Source organism: Desulforamulus hydrothermalis Lam5 = DSM 18033 (genome assembly GCF_000315365.1).
GTDB lineage: Bacteria > Bacillota > Desulfotomaculia > Desulfotomaculales > Desulfotomaculaceae > Desulfotomaculum > Desulfotomaculum hydrothermale.
Window position 1 is genome coordinate 170,143 of record NZ_CAOS01000008.1, and the last position, 16,626, is coordinate 186,768.

Genomic DNA, 16,626 nt, shown 5'->3' on the forward strand with positions numbered 1-16,626 from the left:
CGTTTCTCCTTCCTGTGTGACCTTTTTATATCTTATGAAGGCGCCGGCCGGATATTGTCCGCAAAAAAGCGCCTGCCCCAAGGCAAGCGCTTTTTTGCAGATTACTTTTGCACCTTTAACATACGCACCAGTGACATGGCCGCCAGACCACGGGTAACTTTTTCATGGGGCCGGTAATACCCCTGGTTAACACTCTGCAGCCCCAGGCCCAAACTGAGGGCGGCATATCCCTGCATTTCCCGGGGCACCTGGTTGGCATCTTTGGTATTTAAAGTGTATAAGCCGGGCAGCTTGGCCACGCCGTCATAATCCAGGGTGTTAATCATCAATCTGGCCCATTCCAGGCGGGTCAACTCCCGGTCTAACTCCCCGGTCTCAGCCGCCGTTATGATACCCAGGCTGAGGGCGGCATTAACCACCTGTTGCTGTTGTTTTTCCTGTTCGCTGCCGTTTAGCGGTTGGTAAGGCGGCTCTATATACCAGCCCCGGCCGGCCACCAGCATCTCCAGGGCAGCCAGTTTGGTAAGATTGTGCTGGGGATAAAACTTGCCGTCTATACTCTTTACAATGTTGGCTTTCGCCAGTTGTTTGATGTCATTTTCCGCCGGATGCCCGGCAATGTCAGTAAAGTTGTAATTTGGTTTGGGCGGTATGGGTTGGCCCTGCCAGTTAAGATACTTGCCTGTCTGGGCATCTATCATATAGGAAGGCCTGTCATTTAAGCGATAAACCAGGTTCACCGGCGGATCGCTTTGGTCCCGGAAGATTCTGGCATACTCCAAAGCCAATCCGTCATCTGCCAGGAAAATGTTGACTGCTTTAGGTTTTTCCAGTATCACGGACGGTTGGGGAAATTGCAAGGGCCACCAGACCATGCGGAAACTTGTGACCTCCCCGGTGTAAGCATTAACTTCCACCTCAAACCCGTTGTTAGCAAAAGGAATGTTGTTAACCAGCCGGACATAGGCAAACCGGTAAATCCCCGGCATTCCTTTGATGCCATAGGCATCACTCCAGCTTTGCTCCAGTTTGCTTTCAGCCAGACGACGGGACTGTATTTTTTTAATAAAATCCTCGGCTGTTTTTTGAGCCTGCTCTCTGGTCAACCCCGGTTGGCGACCGGCTGCCGCCTCGTCATTTTGTTGCCACTTGTTAAAACTGACCAGCTCACCGGTGACAGCGTCAACAGCTATGCTGATGCTTTGATATGACGCAGCCGTCTGACTGCTCCAGTGAAAATGCCATTGTTTTTGGTCAGGATATTGGTAATCATAACTCAAACGTTTTTCACATTGTTTTATGTCAAAGGGCAGATTAATAACCTTTTTTACCTGGGCCAAGGCCTTGTCAGCGCTGAGCAAGTTTTTCAGTTTAGCCACTTCGGCCTGCTCCGCCGGCGTTAACTCTTGTTTGGCATTTTGCGCGGCAGCCATGTCGCCACCCATGCCGCCTCGTTCATAATAGTTGCCCGGGTTTTCCAGCACTTTGCCGGTTAAGGCATCAATCAGCAAACCCTGCCCCTTGTTTACCCGGTAGACCAATTTAACCGGCGTTCCTGCCGGGCCTGGCGGGCGAAAATAAGCCAGCTCCACATTTTCTTCCAACACCTTGGCAGCTTGGTCAGAAGAAATTTTCCTTGCGGCATCAGGAAACGTCAGCTTGTTGTCCCAGTTCAAGTTAATGCCCAACAGCTCGCCGGTGTCACCGTTGATCCGTACATAAATATTGTGTTCCGGGAAAGGTATGCCCTTTGCCACCCTGACAAAGTTGTAGCTGTACTCCACCGGCCCACGCTCGCCGTACCCGTAATAGGGCTGATCCTGGTTGGGCAGCAGGCGGATTTGACCAACATAATCGGGCATAAGTTGCTCTACCCACTGCCGGGCCCGCCGGGCACCCTCTTCCCAGGAATACTGCGGCAGCCCGCTGTAGCGCCGGCCCGGCGGTATTTCCTGCCAGCGATCCATGCCGATAATTTCCCCGGTTATGGCATCCAGTCGCACAGAAATGTTGCCCCGGGGTTCGGTTTCCCGCTGCCAGTTGAGGTGCCATTCCGCCCTGCCGTTATAAGTGCTAAAACCGCTTTGAAAGTTTTCAAATTGATTGTCAATGGCAAATACCTCTTTCGCCCTGGCAATGGCTTTGTCCAGGGGAAACTTGGCCAGGGACGGATCACCTTCAAGCTCGCCGGGTGGTTTCGGCATCACCTTTATTTGCGCCTCATCCGCCCAGACCGGCTGGTTAAACAGCAATCCGGTTGCTAAACAACCGACCAGCAAAGTGCCGGTAATTTTTTTATTCACAGAAGTTCACTCCCCAGTCTTATTTTACCAATATAGACGTATTAACCTGCACTTTGTTACAGCCTGTTGCACAAACACCGGGTCATATAACTGTTATTGGGAAACAAAAAATCTCCCCTGCATATGGGGGAGATTCAGTGCCGCTAGATTGCCGCCTCACCCTGTTCCCCGGTTCTGATGCGAATAACGTTACTGACCGGGTAGACAAAGATTTTGCCGTCACCAATTTCACCGCTGCGGGCAGTCTCGGCAATAGCCTTCACACAGGCATCTGCCCACCGATCATCGATAATAATCTCCACTTTTACTTTGGGCAGCAGATTGATGCTGTACTCCGCTCCCCGATACACTTCGGTGCGCCCCTTTTGGTGGCCGCAGCCCATAACCTGGCAAACCGTCATGCCATGAATGCCCAGCTTGTTTAAGGCCTCTTTAACTTCTTCCAGTTTGCCCGGCCGGATAATGGCTTCGATTTTGGTCATTGGACAACCTCCTTGTTAAACCGTTTTAATCGCAGAACTGCTGACCCCAGGGGCAGCTTTTATATCTCTGGTCAGGGATCCCCCGAAGGTATCCGCATAAGCGTAAGCATTTTCACCATGCACACTGACATCAAGACCTATTGCTTCATCATCGGCGGAAACCCGTAAATCGGTGAACAAGCCGATTAGTTTAAGAATAAGGAAGGTGGCCAGGCCGGCAAACACTACGGTGGCTCCTACCCCGATTAATTGTGTCACCAGTTGAGCGGCATGGCCGTAAAACAAGCCGTCTGCCCCCGCCTGGTTAACCGTCTTGCTGGCAAACAGGCCGGTGGCAACAGCCCCCCAGGTTCCGCCTACCCCGTGAATGCCAAAGGCATCCAGGGCATCGTCATAACCCAGCTTGCTTTTGACAACCGCCACCGCAAAGTAACACAGCGGGCCAACCACCAGGCCAATCAGAATAGCAGGCAACGGAGCCACAAAACCGGCGGCCGGGGTAATGGCCACCAAACCTGCCACAGCGCCGGAAACACATCCCAGCAGGGTTGGCTTGCCATGATGGGCCCATTCTGCCAGCACCCAGGAAACCCCGCCGGCAGCAGCAGCCAGGTGGGTCACCGCAAAGGCACTGGCCGCCAGGCCGTTGGCCGCCAGGGCACTGCCGGCATTAAAACCAAACCAACCAAACCAGAGCAGTGCCGCCCCCAGCACGGTCATGGGCAGATTGTGCGGCACCATGGGTTCGCTGCCATAGCCGCGCCGCTGACCGATGACCAGCGCCGCCACCAAACCGGCCACGCCGGAACTGATGTGTACTACCGTACCTCCGGCAAAATCCAGCGCTCCCAGCTGCATCAGCCAGCCGCCGCCCCATACCCAGTGACACAGGGGAGAGTAGACAAGGGAGGCCCACAATACAATAAAGGCAAGGAAAGCCGGAAAACGCATGCGTTCAGCCACTGACCCGGTTATAATGGCAACCGTGATAAGAGCAAACATTAATTGAAAAGCCATAAAGATAAAGTGCGGAATGGTGCCGCTGGGCTCCTGCCCAACTCCCTGCAGTCCCAGGTAATCCAGGCCCCCGATAACCCGGCCGACATCCGGACCAAAGGCTAAGGTATAGCCGTACAAAGCCCAAATAATGCTGACCACGCAAATTACGATAAAGCTGAGCATGATGGTGCTGAGTACATTTTTCTTTCTTACCATGCCGCCGTAAAACAGCGCCAGGCCAGGGGTCATAATCATTACCAGCGCAGCGCAAATAATGATAAAAGTAGTGTCACCGGTATCAACAACCGGCTTACCGGCGGCCCAGGCGGTGCCCGGTATAGACAGCCAGGCTAAGAGCGGCAGGAGAACTGTTTTTATCCTGTTTAGCATGTGTTAAACCCCCCGTTATAATTTTAGTGAGAAGCCTTACTGTGGGTACCCTGTTGCAGCAAGGCCTCCGGTAACAGTAAAGGCGCCTGTTTGGAGGGAAAATATCCCTTAAACAAGCGCCTTTGCCATCAAACCAAAACAATAAGGCTCAACAACCTAAAGCGGTTATTGAGCCTTCCTTGGCTTGTATGGGGTACATCTTTGTTCCCCTGCTGTTAATGTTATTATATTCTCCCGGCCGGCCTTTGACAACAATTTCAGTGTGGGAATTCTGTATACTTTACCTGCAGTTACAGTTCGTAACCGGTAATAATAGCCTCGGCTACCGCTTTCATGGTGGTTCTTTTTTTCATGGCGGTTTGCTGGATTACTTTAAAGGCCTGTTCTTCACTAAAACCCTTTTGCTTCATAAGTATGCCTTTGGCCCGTTCCACAATTTTGCGGGCCTGCAGGGTGGCTTGCAGTTTATGCAGCTGCTGCTGCAACTGAGTATATTTTTGATGGGTGGCCACCGCCGCCTCCACTGCCGCATATAACTGATCTTCCAAATAAGGACGCATCAAAAAGGCCGCCGCTACCTCCCGGGCCCGTTCCACCAGCCCTTTATTTCCCTGGGATACCATCAGTACCGCCGGCGCCAGATTTTCTTCCGTTAATATCTTGGCCACCTGCATACCGTCCAATACCGGCAGCCGGTCGTCCAGCAGCACTGCATCGGGTGCCGTGGCACGGGCCACTTTCAGGGCATCCATACCGCCGGCAGCTTCCCCCACCACCCGGTAGCCCAGGCGGGGCAGCATGTAGCGCAGCTGTTCCAATTCTTTTTTGTTTCCGCTGGCAATGATAATCCGCTTCTGCATAATCACTCTCCCGGCAGTCCTGTATAAACCCGCGGTACCCTGCCGCCTACCTGGCAGACAACCTCATAGTTTATAGTACCCAGCCAGGCAGCCACTTCTTCTACCGGCAATTGGTTTTCCCCGTCCTGCCCGAAAATAATTACCGGATCGTTAACCTGTACCCCCGGGATATGCCCCACATCTACCATGCACTGATCCATACAGACCCGGCCCACCACAGGTGCCCGTCGTCCCCTTATCGACACTTGGCCCCGGGAGGAAAGCAGGCGGGGGTAACCGTCCGCATATCCGAGGGGCAGGGAAGCAACTACAGTGGGTGCCGTTACCGTATAAGTGCAACCGTAGCTGATCTTGGTACCCGGCGCCACCCTTTTAACATGGGCCACCCTGGCTTTTAAGGTCATGGCCGGCTGCAAATTGACTGCCGCTTTATTTACCTGTTCAGACGGATATAAACCGTACATCATAATACCGGGACGCACCATGTCCAGGTAAGCTGCCGGGCAATCAATAACAGCGGCACTGTTGGCGCAATGCCGCAGCGGGAAAGAAATGCCCTGGCGGGCCAGATCCTTTAACAGGGTCAAAAAACGCTCCAGTTGCCAACTTGTATAGCTTTTATCAGTTTCGTCCGCCGCAGCAAAGTGGGTATAAATACCTTCCACCTTAAGCCCCGGCAGCCGGCAGACTTTTTCTATGGCCGCTGCTCCCTCGGCATCCGCCGGAAAACCCAGCCGCCCCATACCGGTATCCACCTTCAGGTGCACGGCAACCGAACAACCGGCAGCTGCCGCTGCCCTGGCTGCTTGTTCGGCCAGATCCAGCCGGTAAACGGTTAAGGTAAGATTATTGGTTAAGGCATCCGCCAACCGGTCCGGGCAAACATAACCAAAAATTAATATCGGTGCATCAAGGCCGGCCCGGCGCAGCTCCAGGGCTTCCGACAAACGAGCCACCGCCAACCGCGTGGCCCCGGCGGCCAGGGCCGCTTTGGCCACCGGCACGGCGCCGTGACCGTAGGCATTGGCCTTAACCACCGCCATAATCTCCCGGTGCGGCCCCACCAGTTTTCTGACTTCCCGGATGTTATGGCCAATGGCCTGCAGATTTATTTCTGCCCAAATTGGTTCATTCATTTTGTTCACCTGCCAGCAAGCAACAATATCCACATTGTCCCTATTGTAGCACAAACTAAAAAAAAATGCTTGGCTGTGCCAAGCATCAGAGTGTCACAAACATTACCGGTGGTTTATGATCCCCTGTGGCTCCGGTCTAAGCGCCGACAGGGGATCATAAACTTCCTCACTTTGTTTTACAGCCTTTGTTTACAGTCAAATGCCTGGCGATTGCCAGGCATTTGCGGGTTTTTATAAACTGCCGATTACTTTCTCCAGAGGAGTATACTCTAAATTCAGGGCTTCTGCTACCGCCTTAAAAGTGCATCGGCCGTCCACCACATTGACTCCTTTGGCCAACGCACAGTTCTCCCGGACAGCCTTCAACCAGCCCTTGTTGGCCAGCTGCAGGGCGTAGGGCAAGGTTACATTGGTCAGGGCAAAGGTGGAAGTGCGGGCTACGGCACCGGGCATGTTAGCCACCGAATAGTGAATTACCCCGTATTTTTCGTAGGTTGGTTCGCTGTGGGTGGTTACCCGGTCAATGGTTTCAATGGAACCGCCCTGGTCAATGGCCACATCAACGATAACCGAGCCGGGCTTCATATTTTTAACCATTTCTTCAGTTACCAGCCGGGGGGCTTTGGCCCCGGGAATTAACACTGCCCCCACCAGCAGGTCGGCTTTTTTAACAGCCTCAGCAATATTGTAGCTGTTTGACATTACGGTATGGATGCGGCCGCCGAACAGGTCGTCCAGGTAGCGCAGGCGATCCACGTTAACATCCAGAATGGTGACGCTGGCTCCCAAACCCATGGCCATTTTGGCTGCGTTGGTGCCAACAATACCACCGCCGACAATGACAACTTCGGCTGCCGGCACACCGGGAACACCGCCCAGCAGGACACCGGCGCCGCCGTAGGTTTTTTCTAAATAGCGGGCACCGATTTGGATAGCCATACGGCCTGCCACTTCTGACATAGGAGTCAGCAAGGGGAGGGATCCGTTGTCCAATTGAATGGTTTCATAAGCTATGCCGACAACTTTTTTCTGCAGCAAGGCCCGCGTCAGTGCCGGCTCGGGTGCCAGGTGCAAGTAAGTAAAAAGTACCTGGCCTTCTTTAAATAAATCATACTCGGGCGGCAGGGGTTCCTTGACTTTCATTATCATGTCGGCCCTGTCAAATACCTCTTTGGCGGTATCCACAAGCTGCGCCCCGGCTGCCAGATAGTCCTCATCTGAAATACCGCTGCCCAGACCGGCCCGCTGTTCAATAATCACCTGATGACCGTTACTCACCATGGCATGTACGCCGGCAGGGGTAATGGCCACACGGTTTTCATTATTTTTAATTTCTTTTGGTACTCCGATAATCACAGAGGTCGCCTCCTTAGAAGATGAGTTGCCTAATATTAATTGCAAGATCAATGCCAAAAAAATATACCGCTGTTTTACCCGAAAACCAAGCCGTTAAAACCGTTTGTTTATTTATATGGAAAGTATTATTTCCATATCTGCTTTTTTCTCAACAAAATTGGCAAGTAATATTTCCAAATGTGGAAATATTACTTGCCAAAAAGTTAATTATAAGTTTACCTGGTTGCAACAGAAAATTAATATGTTGGTTGTATTATTAAAGTGGTTTTTCCGGCCAACAAAACTTCATATTCTCCTTATCAACACCTGCCACCGACCGGGCAGGGTTTTTTTTAAGGCCAACCGTTTTAATAAATCCCGTATACACCGCAACGAGCAGGCAGCCCGGTAAGATCGGCCGCTCCGGCCGGCAGCGATGCCGGCAGTTTGTTGGGTGATGCCCAAATCAGGTATCACCCTGGTTATTTTAAAGAAGGCAATGTTTGTTTAGCAGGCGACAGCCCGGCCTTGCCCAGCAGCAGGCTGATCAAAACCCCTAACAGCATGACACAGGCAGCCACCAGGAAAACCACATGCAGCGAATCGGCCAGGGCGTTTCTAAGCGGCGGCAGCAGCATTTGCTGCCAGGCTGCCGGCATTTTATTGAGAGCTGCCGGGTTCAAAAGGGTATTAAACAGACCTTGCGGATCAGACTGTGCTTTGGCCAGCATCTCACGCCAAGGCCCGCCGGCCACAGCAGGCATTTGTTGAGCGGCCGGCAGAAAATCCCTGGCCAGTATTTTGACCGATTGATGATTCATCACCACACCCAGCAGGGTCATGCCCAGGGTGCCGCCAATGCTGCGGAAAAACTGGGTGGCTGAGGTGGCTACGCCGCGCTGCTGCGGGGGAAAGGCTTGCTGCACCGCAATGGTCAGGGTGGGCATGACAAAACCCATGCCGGTACCCAGGATAATTATATTGGCAATTGCCTGCAGTTCGCCGGTATGCACCGTCATCACACTTAAGCGGAAAAAACCCAAGGCCATAATTGCGGTACCCGCCACAAACATGGTGCGAAAACTTGTTTTCGACAGCAGCTGCCCTGCCAGCATACTGGTCACCATCATGGCGAACATCATGGGAATCATGGTATTGCCGGACCGGGTGGCGCTGACGCCCACTACCCCCTGCAAAAACAGCGGCATAAACATAATGGCGCCGAACATACCCAGGCCTAATAAAAATCCTACCATGTTGGTAACGGCAAAAACCCGGTTTCTGAATAAGTTTAAATTCAAAATGGGTTCGGCCGCTTTTTTTTCAATCAGCACAAAGATCAGCAGAAAAATGCCGGCCAAACTCAAAAGGCCAATAATCTGCCAGGAATTCCAGGGGTACTCCTTTCCCCCTAAACTTAAACCCAGCAGCAGGGATACAACCCCTACCACCATGGTGCCGGCTCCCCAATAGTCTATGATTACCTTGTCGGCCAAAGGTTTTTCGCCCCGCAGCCCTAAAAAAATGGCCGCCGCTGCCACTATACCCACCGGCAGGTTAATATAAAATACCCAGCGCCAGCTGGCATAGTCCACAAGCCAGCCGCCAACGGTCGGGCCGATTACGGAAGACAGGCCAAACACAGCTCCCATCACACCCTGCCACCTGCCCCGCTTTTCCGGCGGAAATATATCTCCCACAATAGTCATGGCCATAGGCATCATGATGCCGCCGCCCAACCCCTGCAAACCACGATAGATAATCAGTTCGGTCATGTTCCGGCTGGTGCCGCACAAGGCAGAACCCGCCATAAAAAGAAAAATCCCTGCAACATACAAAATGCGGCGCCCGTATAAATCAGCCAGTTTGCCGGCAATGGGCACCACTGTGGTGGAGCTCAGCATATAGGCGGTGGTAACCCAGGCTAAAATATCCAAACCGCCCAGCTCGCCAATAATTCTGGGCATGGCTGTGCCCACAACCGTTTGATCCAGGGAGGCAAAAAACATGCCCAGCAGCAACCCCGCCATTAAAAGCCGGCGTTGGGCATCTGTTTGCATAAAACATCACCTTTTCTAACATAGATTTATTAAGCAACTGCCGCCGCCCAGCGGGCCAGCGGACCAATAACAGTTTAGCCGGGGTAATCTCCTTCTGTTTCCAGGATGTGCGCTAACTTTTCATAAATGCGGATTAATTGTTCTAATTCCCCCCGTTCCAGATAGCTAAAATACCGGATCAGAACGGCTAACCGTTTTTCCTGCGCTTTGGCAAATGCTTCCTGGCCTTGGTCCGTGATGCGCACTATCACTAAACGCCTGTCTTGTTTATCTCTTTCCCTTTGGATAAAACCACTCTTTTCCATACGATCTAAAATAGCAGTTATGGCGCTGGGTTGGACACCCATCATAGCTGCTATTTCTGTTACCGTGCAGGCTTTGTTTTTAAGAAAACCTAAAACCATGAATTGGGGTTGAGTTAACCCTTCTGCCGCACAGGATAAGCGGGGCCCCAGTTTTCTCATGGTTTGGTTCAAGGCAGCTTCCAGGCGTTTAACAGCGTTATTTAAGTATTCGTTGTCAGCCATTGAGTTATCCCCCTGGTTATTTCATTCATTAAATATTTAACATGTTTAAATATAAGGTATAAAAATTAACTTGTCAAATGGGTTTTTTTGCTGATGACGCAAGTAAAATAACAAGCCACCTGCCGCTTTTCCGGTCAGGTGGCGTATTTTTATGTTAACGTTATGGCTATTTCATCTCTTTAGTGAGGACCGATTGCATGGCGGCCGGCAAAAATTCCAGTATATCGCCCGCCAGGGTGCCGGGTTGGCCTAAACGGCGGGCAGCCAGATCTCCGGCCAACCCGTGCAGGTAAACACCGGCGGCGGCAGCCTGTTCCGGGGTAAAACCCTGGGCCAGCAGTCCCCCGATGAGGCCGGCCAGGACATCCCCGCTGCCGGCGGTGGCCATGCCCGGGTTGCCGGTGGGGTTAATATAAAGCTCCCCCGCCGGGGTGCCGATGACCGTGCGGGCCCCTTTTAAAACTGTCACCACTCGCCACTTTTGCGCCGCCTCCTTGGCCAGTTGAAGACGGTTTTGCTGCACCTCGGCGGCCGCAACACCCCATAACCGCCCCATTTCACCGGGGTGCGGCGTAATGACAGCCGGCACGTTGAGCCCGTTCAGCAACCGGTCGGCACCGGCCAGGGCATTGAGGGCATCCGCATCAATAACCACCGGTACGGTCAGCTGTGGCAAAAGCTCCCTGATTAATTCAACTGTTGCCGGCTGACAGCTCAGTCCCGGACCGACAACCAATACGTCCGCCGCTGCACAGGCCTCCAGAGCAGGTTGTAAAGCAGCCAGGTCCAGGCTGCCGGCCGCGGTTTCCGGCAAACCCCTGGTCATAACTTCTTCCAGGGCAGCGGCGGCCACCAGCTGTACACTCTCCGGCAAAGCCAGGGTTACCAGGCCGGCACCGGCCCGGAGAGCAGCCCTGGCCGCCAGCCGGGCTGCACCGGTCATACCCCGGCTGCCGGCCAAAACCAATACTCGCCCACAGCTGCCCTTGTGTGCATCACCCGGCCTGGGTTTAAACCAGCCGCCTACCATCTCTCCGGTTAACAGCTGCCGGGGTATCTCCTTGCTTTCCAGCAGGGTCTTGGGCAGCGAAATGTCCGCCACATGCAACCGGCCGGCATAACCGGCACCTGGTTCCACCACCAAGCCGATCTTGGGAATACCAAAGGTGACCGTATGAGTCGCCCGGATACAAGGGCCGTTGGCACGCCCGGTATCCGCCTCCAGCCCGGAAGGAATATCTACCGCCACCACCGGCAAGGAGCTATTGTTAATTAATTCAATAACCCGGCCGGTCTTTTCATTGACACTGCCCCGGAAGCCGGTGCCGTACAGGGCATCAACCACAAGGTCAGTATTTAAGAGGGCCAGTTTGAGAATATTAATGCCGTTAACCTGGTTGACCTGGTAAATGGGTTGTCCCATTTTTTGCCAGATAGTAAGGTTAACCCGGGCATCACCCTGCAACTCTTCCGGATCAGCCAGCAGCAGTACTTTAACCTGACCGCCCCGGTTATGGAGATGCCTGGCTGCCACCAGGCCGTCACCCCCGTTATTGCCTTTGCCCACCAGAATGCTAAAAACTTTTCCTTTTATATCCGAAAGTATTTGCTGAATTACCTCGACCACTCGCAAACCGGCATTTTCCATCAGGACAATACCCGGTATGCCGTACTGTTGCATGGCCTGCCGGTCAATTTTGTTCATTTCTTCCGCAGTTGCAATACGCATGGTTGCTACCCTTCCTTCCCTACAGCTATGGCAAAGGCCACTGCCCTGCCACGGTCATGGGAAATACTTACCAGCACTTTGTCAATCCCCATTTTTTCGGCCAGTTGCCGGGCCGGCCCCATCAGTTTTACTTCGGGCTTACCCAGGTAATTGGGCAGAATTTCAATATTTGTCCACCTTAATTCCCGCAGACCGGTGCCCAGGGCCTTTAACACCGCTTCCTTGGCCGCAAAACGACCGGCCAAACAATGCACCCTGCCCTTGCAGTGTTCCTGCTCGGCCGGGGTAAACACCCGGTCGAGAAACTGTTGGCCGGAACGGCTGACGGCCAGTTCTATTCTTTCGATTTCAATAATGTCTGTGCCAATCCCCTTCATTTTGCCACCTCCGGGGAATTTTATTATATCTTAGTTTACACGAAAAATCTGCCCTTGACAGGCAGATTTCCAAGGAAAGGCAAAAATTAAAATCCAAGTATCTTGCGCAGCCGCTTGGCCTGGGCCCTGCTGACCGGTACCTCGCTGCGCTCTTTATCTTCCAGCACTAAATTATAAGTTCCGTTGAAAAAAGGGACAATTTCTTTTACTTTATCAAGATTTACAATGTAGCAGCGGTGGGTACGAAAAAACATGCCGCCGCCCAACCTTGCTTCCAGTTCCTTCAGGGTAAAGCGGGTAAACAGTTTATCGGAAAAAGTTTTAATATAAACGTAATCGCTTTCGGTAAAAGCATAAAAAACGTCATTTATATCTACCAGAATGGTCTTCCCCTGTTTTTCCGCCGGTATGCGATTGATTTTTATTTCACCTGCGGCAGGTTGATTGGCGGCACCCACAGCCGATTGTGCCGGCACCGGCGCACAGGCTTCCCGCTCCTGCTGTGCTTTGATAACCCGGTCAATGGCCCGTTTTAGCCGTTTTTCGTCCACCGGTTTGAGAATATAATCCACCGCATTAACGTCAAAGGCTTCCAGGGCATGTTCATCATATGCCGTTATAAAAATAACAAAGGGCGGCCTGGGCAGCTCTTGAATTACCGCTCCCAGCTCAAGTCCGTTCATGCCCGGCAGATTAATATCCAAAAACAGCACTTGGTAGTCCAGGGCCTTAATCAATGTCAGCGCCTCGCTGGCAGTGGTGGCTTCCCCGACAATCTCAATGTTGTTAAAACGCCCCAACATGAAACGCAGTTCCTGCCGGGCCGGGTATTCATCATCCACAATCAATGCCTTTAAGATCATGCCGCTCACCTCCTTAATCATCGTCATGCAGCATCAGGGGTACCCGCAGCCACACGGTGGTTCCGTATCCCGGTTCGCTTTCAATATGCAAACCGTGCTCCTCTCCGAACAACATTTTCAACCGCTCATTAACATTAGACAGCCCCACCCCGCTGCCGGAGCCAAACCCCGGCTCAAAAATTCTGGGCATAATTTCCGGCGCGATGCCAACCCCGTCATCCGTAATGGCAATTTCAATCTCATCGCCCCGCAGTTGAGCAGAAATCTGAACTATCCCCGGACCTTCTTTAGGAGTAATGCCGTGCCGAACTGCGTTCTCCACCAGCGGCTGCACAGTTAATACCGGGATGCGGTAATGCAGCAGTGATTTATCTATATTCCGCAAAACACGTAATTTTTCCCGAAAACGTGCTTTTTCCAGCACCAAATAGGTATGAATATATTCCAGTTCTTCCTGCAAAGTAATAAATCTGCCGTGGCGCTTCAGGGAATGCCGGAAAAAGGAAGCTAACCTGATTAACAAACGGCGGGCGGTTTCCGGGTTGGTACGAGTGAACATACTGATGGTGTTGATAGTATTAAAAAGAAAATGGGGGTTAATTTGGGCCTGCAGGGCGTCCAATTCCGCTTTGGTGGCCAGCTGAGCCTGATGGTCCAGTTCGGCCAGTTCCATTTGTACCCCCAGCAGTTGGGCTACCCCGACAGCCAGTTTTACCACGCTGCCCGGAATCTGCCCCTTATGGGTCTGGTACAGCTTCACCGTACCCATCACTTTGCCCCGGCAAATAAGTGGCGCGATAACGGCAGACTCCAACGGACAATCACAATCTTTTACCGGACAGTTAAACTCACCCTTGTGCTGCACCACTTTAAGTTCTCCGGTGGCAATCACTTCCCGGGTGGCTTGGGTGACAATGGAGCCCCCCACCGGGTGGTTTTCGCAACCGGCGCCCAAAAAAGCCAGCACCCTTTCCCGGTCGGTAATGGCTACCGCTGCCACATCACTTATTTTTTGAATTATTTCTGCGGTTTTCTGGGCGGTTTCTTCGTTTAGCCCCCGGCGCAGGAAGGGCAGGGTTTCATTGGCAATCTGCAGGGTGGGAGCAAAGGATTTTTCATCCACTTTGACAGTTAATACCCGTTTTAAAGGACGAAAACCCAGTATGATAAAAGTGCCAAGAAAACTTAACAGGCAGCAGGCAGTAAAAGCAGGCCAAAGACCGGGGCGCCAGATAATCAATAAAATACCTACCACCCCCTGCCAGGCTGCCAAACGCATCAGGGTAATCGCTTCAGGGGTACGGAAACCAAATTTTTTATGAAGATATTGACTTAATAATCGCAATTTTTCCATATGTCTTACTTCTACGTTCATTTTGTCACTCCTGCAAAAAAATAGGGGGCAGGTAATGTATACCTGCCCAGGGAGAGTAAACCGATAGGTTGTGACAGTTGGGTCAACAGTTATTCTTTTGGCGTTAACCTCTGCTGCATTAACTGGTTAATTACAGCCGGGTCTGCCAGAGTAGAGGTATCCCCCAGCACTCTGCCTTCGGCAATATCCTTTAACAAACGCCGCATAATTTTACCGCTGCGGGTTTTGGGCAATTCCCAGGTGCAGATAATTTCTTCCGGCCGGGCTAAACCGCCGATTTTCTTGGCCACATGGTTCTTTAAATCCTTCTCCAGCTCCGGTGCCCAGGCAATGCCTTCCCGCAGAGTAACAAAGGCAGACACCGCTTGCCCTTTTAATTCGTGGGAACGGCCGATAACAGCCGCTTCAGCCACCGCCGGGTGTTCCACCAGGGCACTTTCCACTTCTGCTGTACCAATCCGGTGGCCGGACACGTTAATTACGTCATCCACCCGGCCCAGCACCCAGATATAGCCGTCTTTATCCCGTCTGGCACCGTCACCGGTAAAATACATGCCTTCAAAACGACTCCAGTAGGTATCCACATAGCGCTGCGGGTCTTTATAGACAGTACGCAGCATGGAGGGCCAGGGCTTTTTAATCACCAAATAACCGCTTTCCCCGGCTTTCACCGGTTGGCCCAGTTCATCCACCACATCCACAAATACGCCGGGCAGCGACATGGTGGCGGAACCCGGTTTAGTGGGTACCAGGCCGGGCAGCGGGGCAACCATGACACTGCCGGTCTCGGTTTGCCACCAGGTGTCTACGATGGGGCATTTTTCTCGGCCGATATGTTTGTGGTACCACAGCCAGGCTTCCGGATTAATGGGCTCACCCACCGAACCCAGCAGCCTGAGAGAAGATAAATCGCGACCGGCGGGGTAGCTTTCCCCCCACTTCATAAACAATCTAATGGCTGTAGGTGCAGTATAAAACAGGGTTATGCGGTATTTTTCAATGAGTTCCCAAAAACGATCCCGTTCGGGGTAATCCGGGGCTCCTTCAAACATGAACACTGTTGCCCCGTTGGCCAGCGGGCCGTAAACCAGATAACTGTGGCCGGTAATCCAACCGATATCCGCTGTGCACCAGTAAACATCATCTTCCTTGAGGTCAAAAATATTTCGGTGGGTTGAGGTAACACCGGTTAAATAGCCGCCGGTGGTATGAACAATGCCCTTGGGTTTGCCGGTGGTGCCGCTGGTATACAAAATGAACAAAATATCCTCCGCATCCATCATGGCCGGCTCACAAACCGCCGAGGCTTTTTTCATTAATTCGTGATACCAGAGATCACGGCTTGGTTCCATATATACTTCACTGCCGGTTCTTTGTACCACCACAACTTTTTCTACGCTGGCACATTGGGTTAACGCCGTATCAACATTTTGCTTGAGAGGAATGGCTTTTCCCCGCCGCCAGCAAGCATCCGATGTAACAACCACTTTAGCTGCCGCATCTTTAATGCGATCCCGCAGTGCCTCCGCAGAAAAGCCGCCAAACACCAAGCTGTGGGGTGCCCCGATGCGGGCACAGGCCAGCATGGCAATCACCGCCTCAGGGATCATCGGCATATATATGGTAACCACATCACCTTTACCAACGCCCAAATCTTTTAATACATTGGCAAACTTGCTTACTTCCCGGTGCAGGTCCTGGTAGGTTAAAACCACCTGGTCGCCGGGTTCCCCTTCAAATATAATGGCTGCTTTATTTCTACGCCAACTGTCCAAGTGACGATCCACACAGTTGACACAGGCATTTATCTTGCCGCCCACAAACCACTGGGCAAAGGGATGCTGCCATTCCAGCACTTTATCCCAGGTTTTATACCAATGCAGTTTTTTGGCTTCCTCAGCCCAGTAACCTTCATAATCCATACCGGCCCAATCGTAGATGCGGGCATCCCGGACATTGGCCCGGGCGGAAAAAGAGATGTCAGGATAATAAACCTGCTCTTCCGGAGCAAACGCAATGTTTTTTTGGTTAAACATAACCTTACCTCCCAAGCCGTTGTTTTAATCTTATCTTACAGAACCGTTGCCCAGGAGGATATGTTTTTCCCGTTAGTGAGCAGATTACACCATTTTTCTGATGATGCTTGCGCCGAACGGCAGCCGCCGCCGGTTTACCGGCCGCCCCGCCCGT

The 16,626-nt window shown here is 52.3% G+C and carries 13 protein-coding genes; all 13 read right to left on the reverse strand.

Annotated features, from left to right (window positions below; all coding sequences use genetic code 11):
• Window positions 1-101 precede the first annotated feature (101 nt).
• Window positions 102-2,303, reverse strand: coding sequence for an S-layer homology domain-containing protein (locus DESHY_RS06015; RefSeq protein ID WP_008411224.1), 2,202 nt, complete (start codon window positions 2,301-2,303; stop codon window positions 102-104).
• Between the two features lie 143 nt (window positions 2,304-2,446).
• The gene (locus tag DESHY_RS06020) at window positions 2,447-2,785 is read right to left on the reverse strand and encodes a P-II family nitrogen regulator (RefSeq protein ID WP_008411226.1); all 339 of its coding nucleotides are present in this window, start codon (window positions 2,783-2,785) and stop codon (window positions 2,447-2,449) included.
• Between the two features lie 15 nt (window positions 2,786-2,800).
• On the reverse strand, window positions 2,801-4,174 hold the full coding sequence (locus DESHY_RS06025) for an ammonium transporter (protein ID WP_008411228.1): 1,374 nt from the start codon (window positions 4,172-4,174) through the stop codon (window positions 2,801-2,803).
• Between the two features lie 290 nt (window positions 4,175-4,464).
• Complete coding sequence (locus tag DESHY_RS06030) at window positions 4,465-5,034, reverse strand: ANTAR domain-containing response regulator (protein WP_048817924.1); 570 nt, start codon at window positions 5,032-5,034, stop codon at window positions 4,465-4,467.
• Window positions 5,035-5,036: 2 nt separating this feature from the next.
• Window positions 5,037-6,170 carry an alanine racemase gene (gene alr / locus DESHY_RS06035; RefSeq protein WP_048817925.1) on the reverse strand — a complete coding sequence of 378 codons (1,134 nt, stop codon included), beginning with the start codon at window positions 6,168-6,170 and terminating at the stop codon, window positions 5,037-5,039.
• Between the two features lie 231 nt (window positions 6,171-6,401).
• Window positions 6,402-7,526 (reverse strand): alanine dehydrogenase, encoded by a 1,125-nt coding sequence (ald, locus tag DESHY_RS06040; protein ID WP_008411233.1) that lies wholly within the window; start codon window positions 7,524-7,526, stop codon window positions 6,402-6,404.
• A 461-nt stretch (window positions 7,527-7,987) separates the two neighbouring features.
• Window positions 7,988-9,565 carry an MDR family MFS transporter gene (locus DESHY_RS06050; protein ID WP_008411235.1) on the reverse strand — a complete coding sequence of 526 codons (1,578 nt, stop codon included), beginning with the start codon at window positions 9,563-9,565 and terminating at the stop codon, window positions 7,988-7,990.
• 74 nt (window positions 9,566-9,639) lie between these two features.
• Window positions 9,640-10,092 (reverse strand): MarR family winged helix-turn-helix transcriptional regulator, encoded by a 453-nt coding sequence (locus tag DESHY_RS06055; RefSeq protein WP_008411238.1) that lies wholly within the window; start codon window positions 10,090-10,092, stop codon window positions 9,640-9,642.
• Window positions 10,093-10,258: 166 nt separating this feature from the next.
• A complete protein-coding gene (locus DESHY_RS06060) occupies window positions 10,259-11,821 on the reverse strand; it encodes a bifunctional ADP-dependent NAD(P)H-hydrate dehydratase/NAD(P)H-hydrate epimerase (RefSeq protein WP_008411240.1) in 1,563 nt (520 codons plus the stop codon).
• Between the two features lie 5 nt (window positions 11,822-11,826).
• Window positions 11,827-12,198 (reverse strand): holo-ACP synthase, encoded by a 372-nt coding sequence (gene acpS, locus DESHY_RS06065; RefSeq protein ID WP_008411242.1) that lies wholly within the window; start codon window positions 12,196-12,198, stop codon window positions 11,827-11,829.
• Between the two features lie 86 nt (window positions 12,199-12,284).
• On the reverse strand, window positions 12,285-13,061 hold the full coding sequence (locus DESHY_RS06070) for a LytR/AlgR family response regulator transcription factor (protein ID WP_048817927.1): 777 nt from the start codon (window positions 13,059-13,061) through the stop codon (window positions 12,285-12,287).
• Window positions 13,062-13,074: 13 nt separating this feature from the next.
• Window positions 13,075-14,436 (reverse strand): histidine kinase, encoded by a 1,362-nt coding sequence (locus tag DESHY_RS06075; protein WP_008411246.1) that lies wholly within the window; start codon window positions 14,434-14,436, stop codon window positions 13,075-13,077.
• An 89-nt stretch (window positions 14,437-14,525) separates the two neighbouring features.
• Window positions 14,526-16,472: an acetate--CoA ligase gene (gene acs / locus DESHY_RS06080; protein ID WP_008411248.1), complete on the reverse strand. Its 1,947-nt coding sequence runs from the start codon at window positions 16,470-16,472 to the stop codon at window positions 14,526-14,528.
• Window positions 16,473-16,626: the final 154 nt, after the last annotated feature.

Bases quoted from the DNA above. Each gene is read 5' to 3' on its own strand.
- DESHY_RS06060 (WP_008411240.1), bottom strand. From the start codon at position 11,821: ATGCGTATTGCAACTGCGGAAGAAATGAACAAAATTGACCGGCAGGCC.
- DESHY_RS06075 (WP_008411246.1), bottom strand. From the start codon at position 14,436: ATGAACGTAGAAGTAAGACATATGGAAAAATTGCGATTATTAAGTCAA.
- DESHY_RS06050 (WP_008411235.1), bottom strand. From the start codon at position 9,565: ATGCAAACAGATGCCCAACGCCGGCTTTTAATGGCGGGGTTGCTGCTG.
- alr (WP_048817925.1), bottom strand. From the start codon at position 6,170: ATGAATGAACCAATTTGGGCAGAAATAAATCTGCAGGCCATTGGCCAT.
- acpS (WP_008411242.1), bottom strand. From the start codon at position 12,198: ATGAAGGGGATTGGCACAGACATTATTGAAATCGAAAGAATAGAACTG.
- DESHY_RS06055 (WP_008411238.1), bottom strand. From the start codon at position 10,092: ATGGCTGACAACGAATACTTAAATAACGCTGTTAAACGCCTGGAAGCT.
- acs (WP_008411248.1), bottom strand. From the start codon at position 16,472: ATGTTTAACCAAAAAAACATTGCGTTTGCTCCGGAAGAGCAGGTTTAT.
- DESHY_RS06025 (WP_008411228.1), bottom strand. From the start codon at position 4,174: ATGCTAAACAGGATAAAAACAGTTCTCCTGCCGCTCTTAGCCTGGCTG.
- DESHY_RS06070 (WP_048817927.1), bottom strand. From the start codon at position 13,061: ATGATCTTAAAGGCATTGATTGTGGATGATGAATACCCGGCCCGGCAG.
- DESHY_RS06020 (WP_008411226.1), bottom strand. From the start codon at position 2,785: ATGACCAAAATCGAAGCCATTATCCGGCCGGGCAAACTGGAAGAAGTT.
- DESHY_RS06030 (WP_048817924.1), bottom strand. From the start codon at position 5,034: ATGCAGAAGCGGATTATCATTGCCAGCGGAAACAAAAAAGAATTGGAA.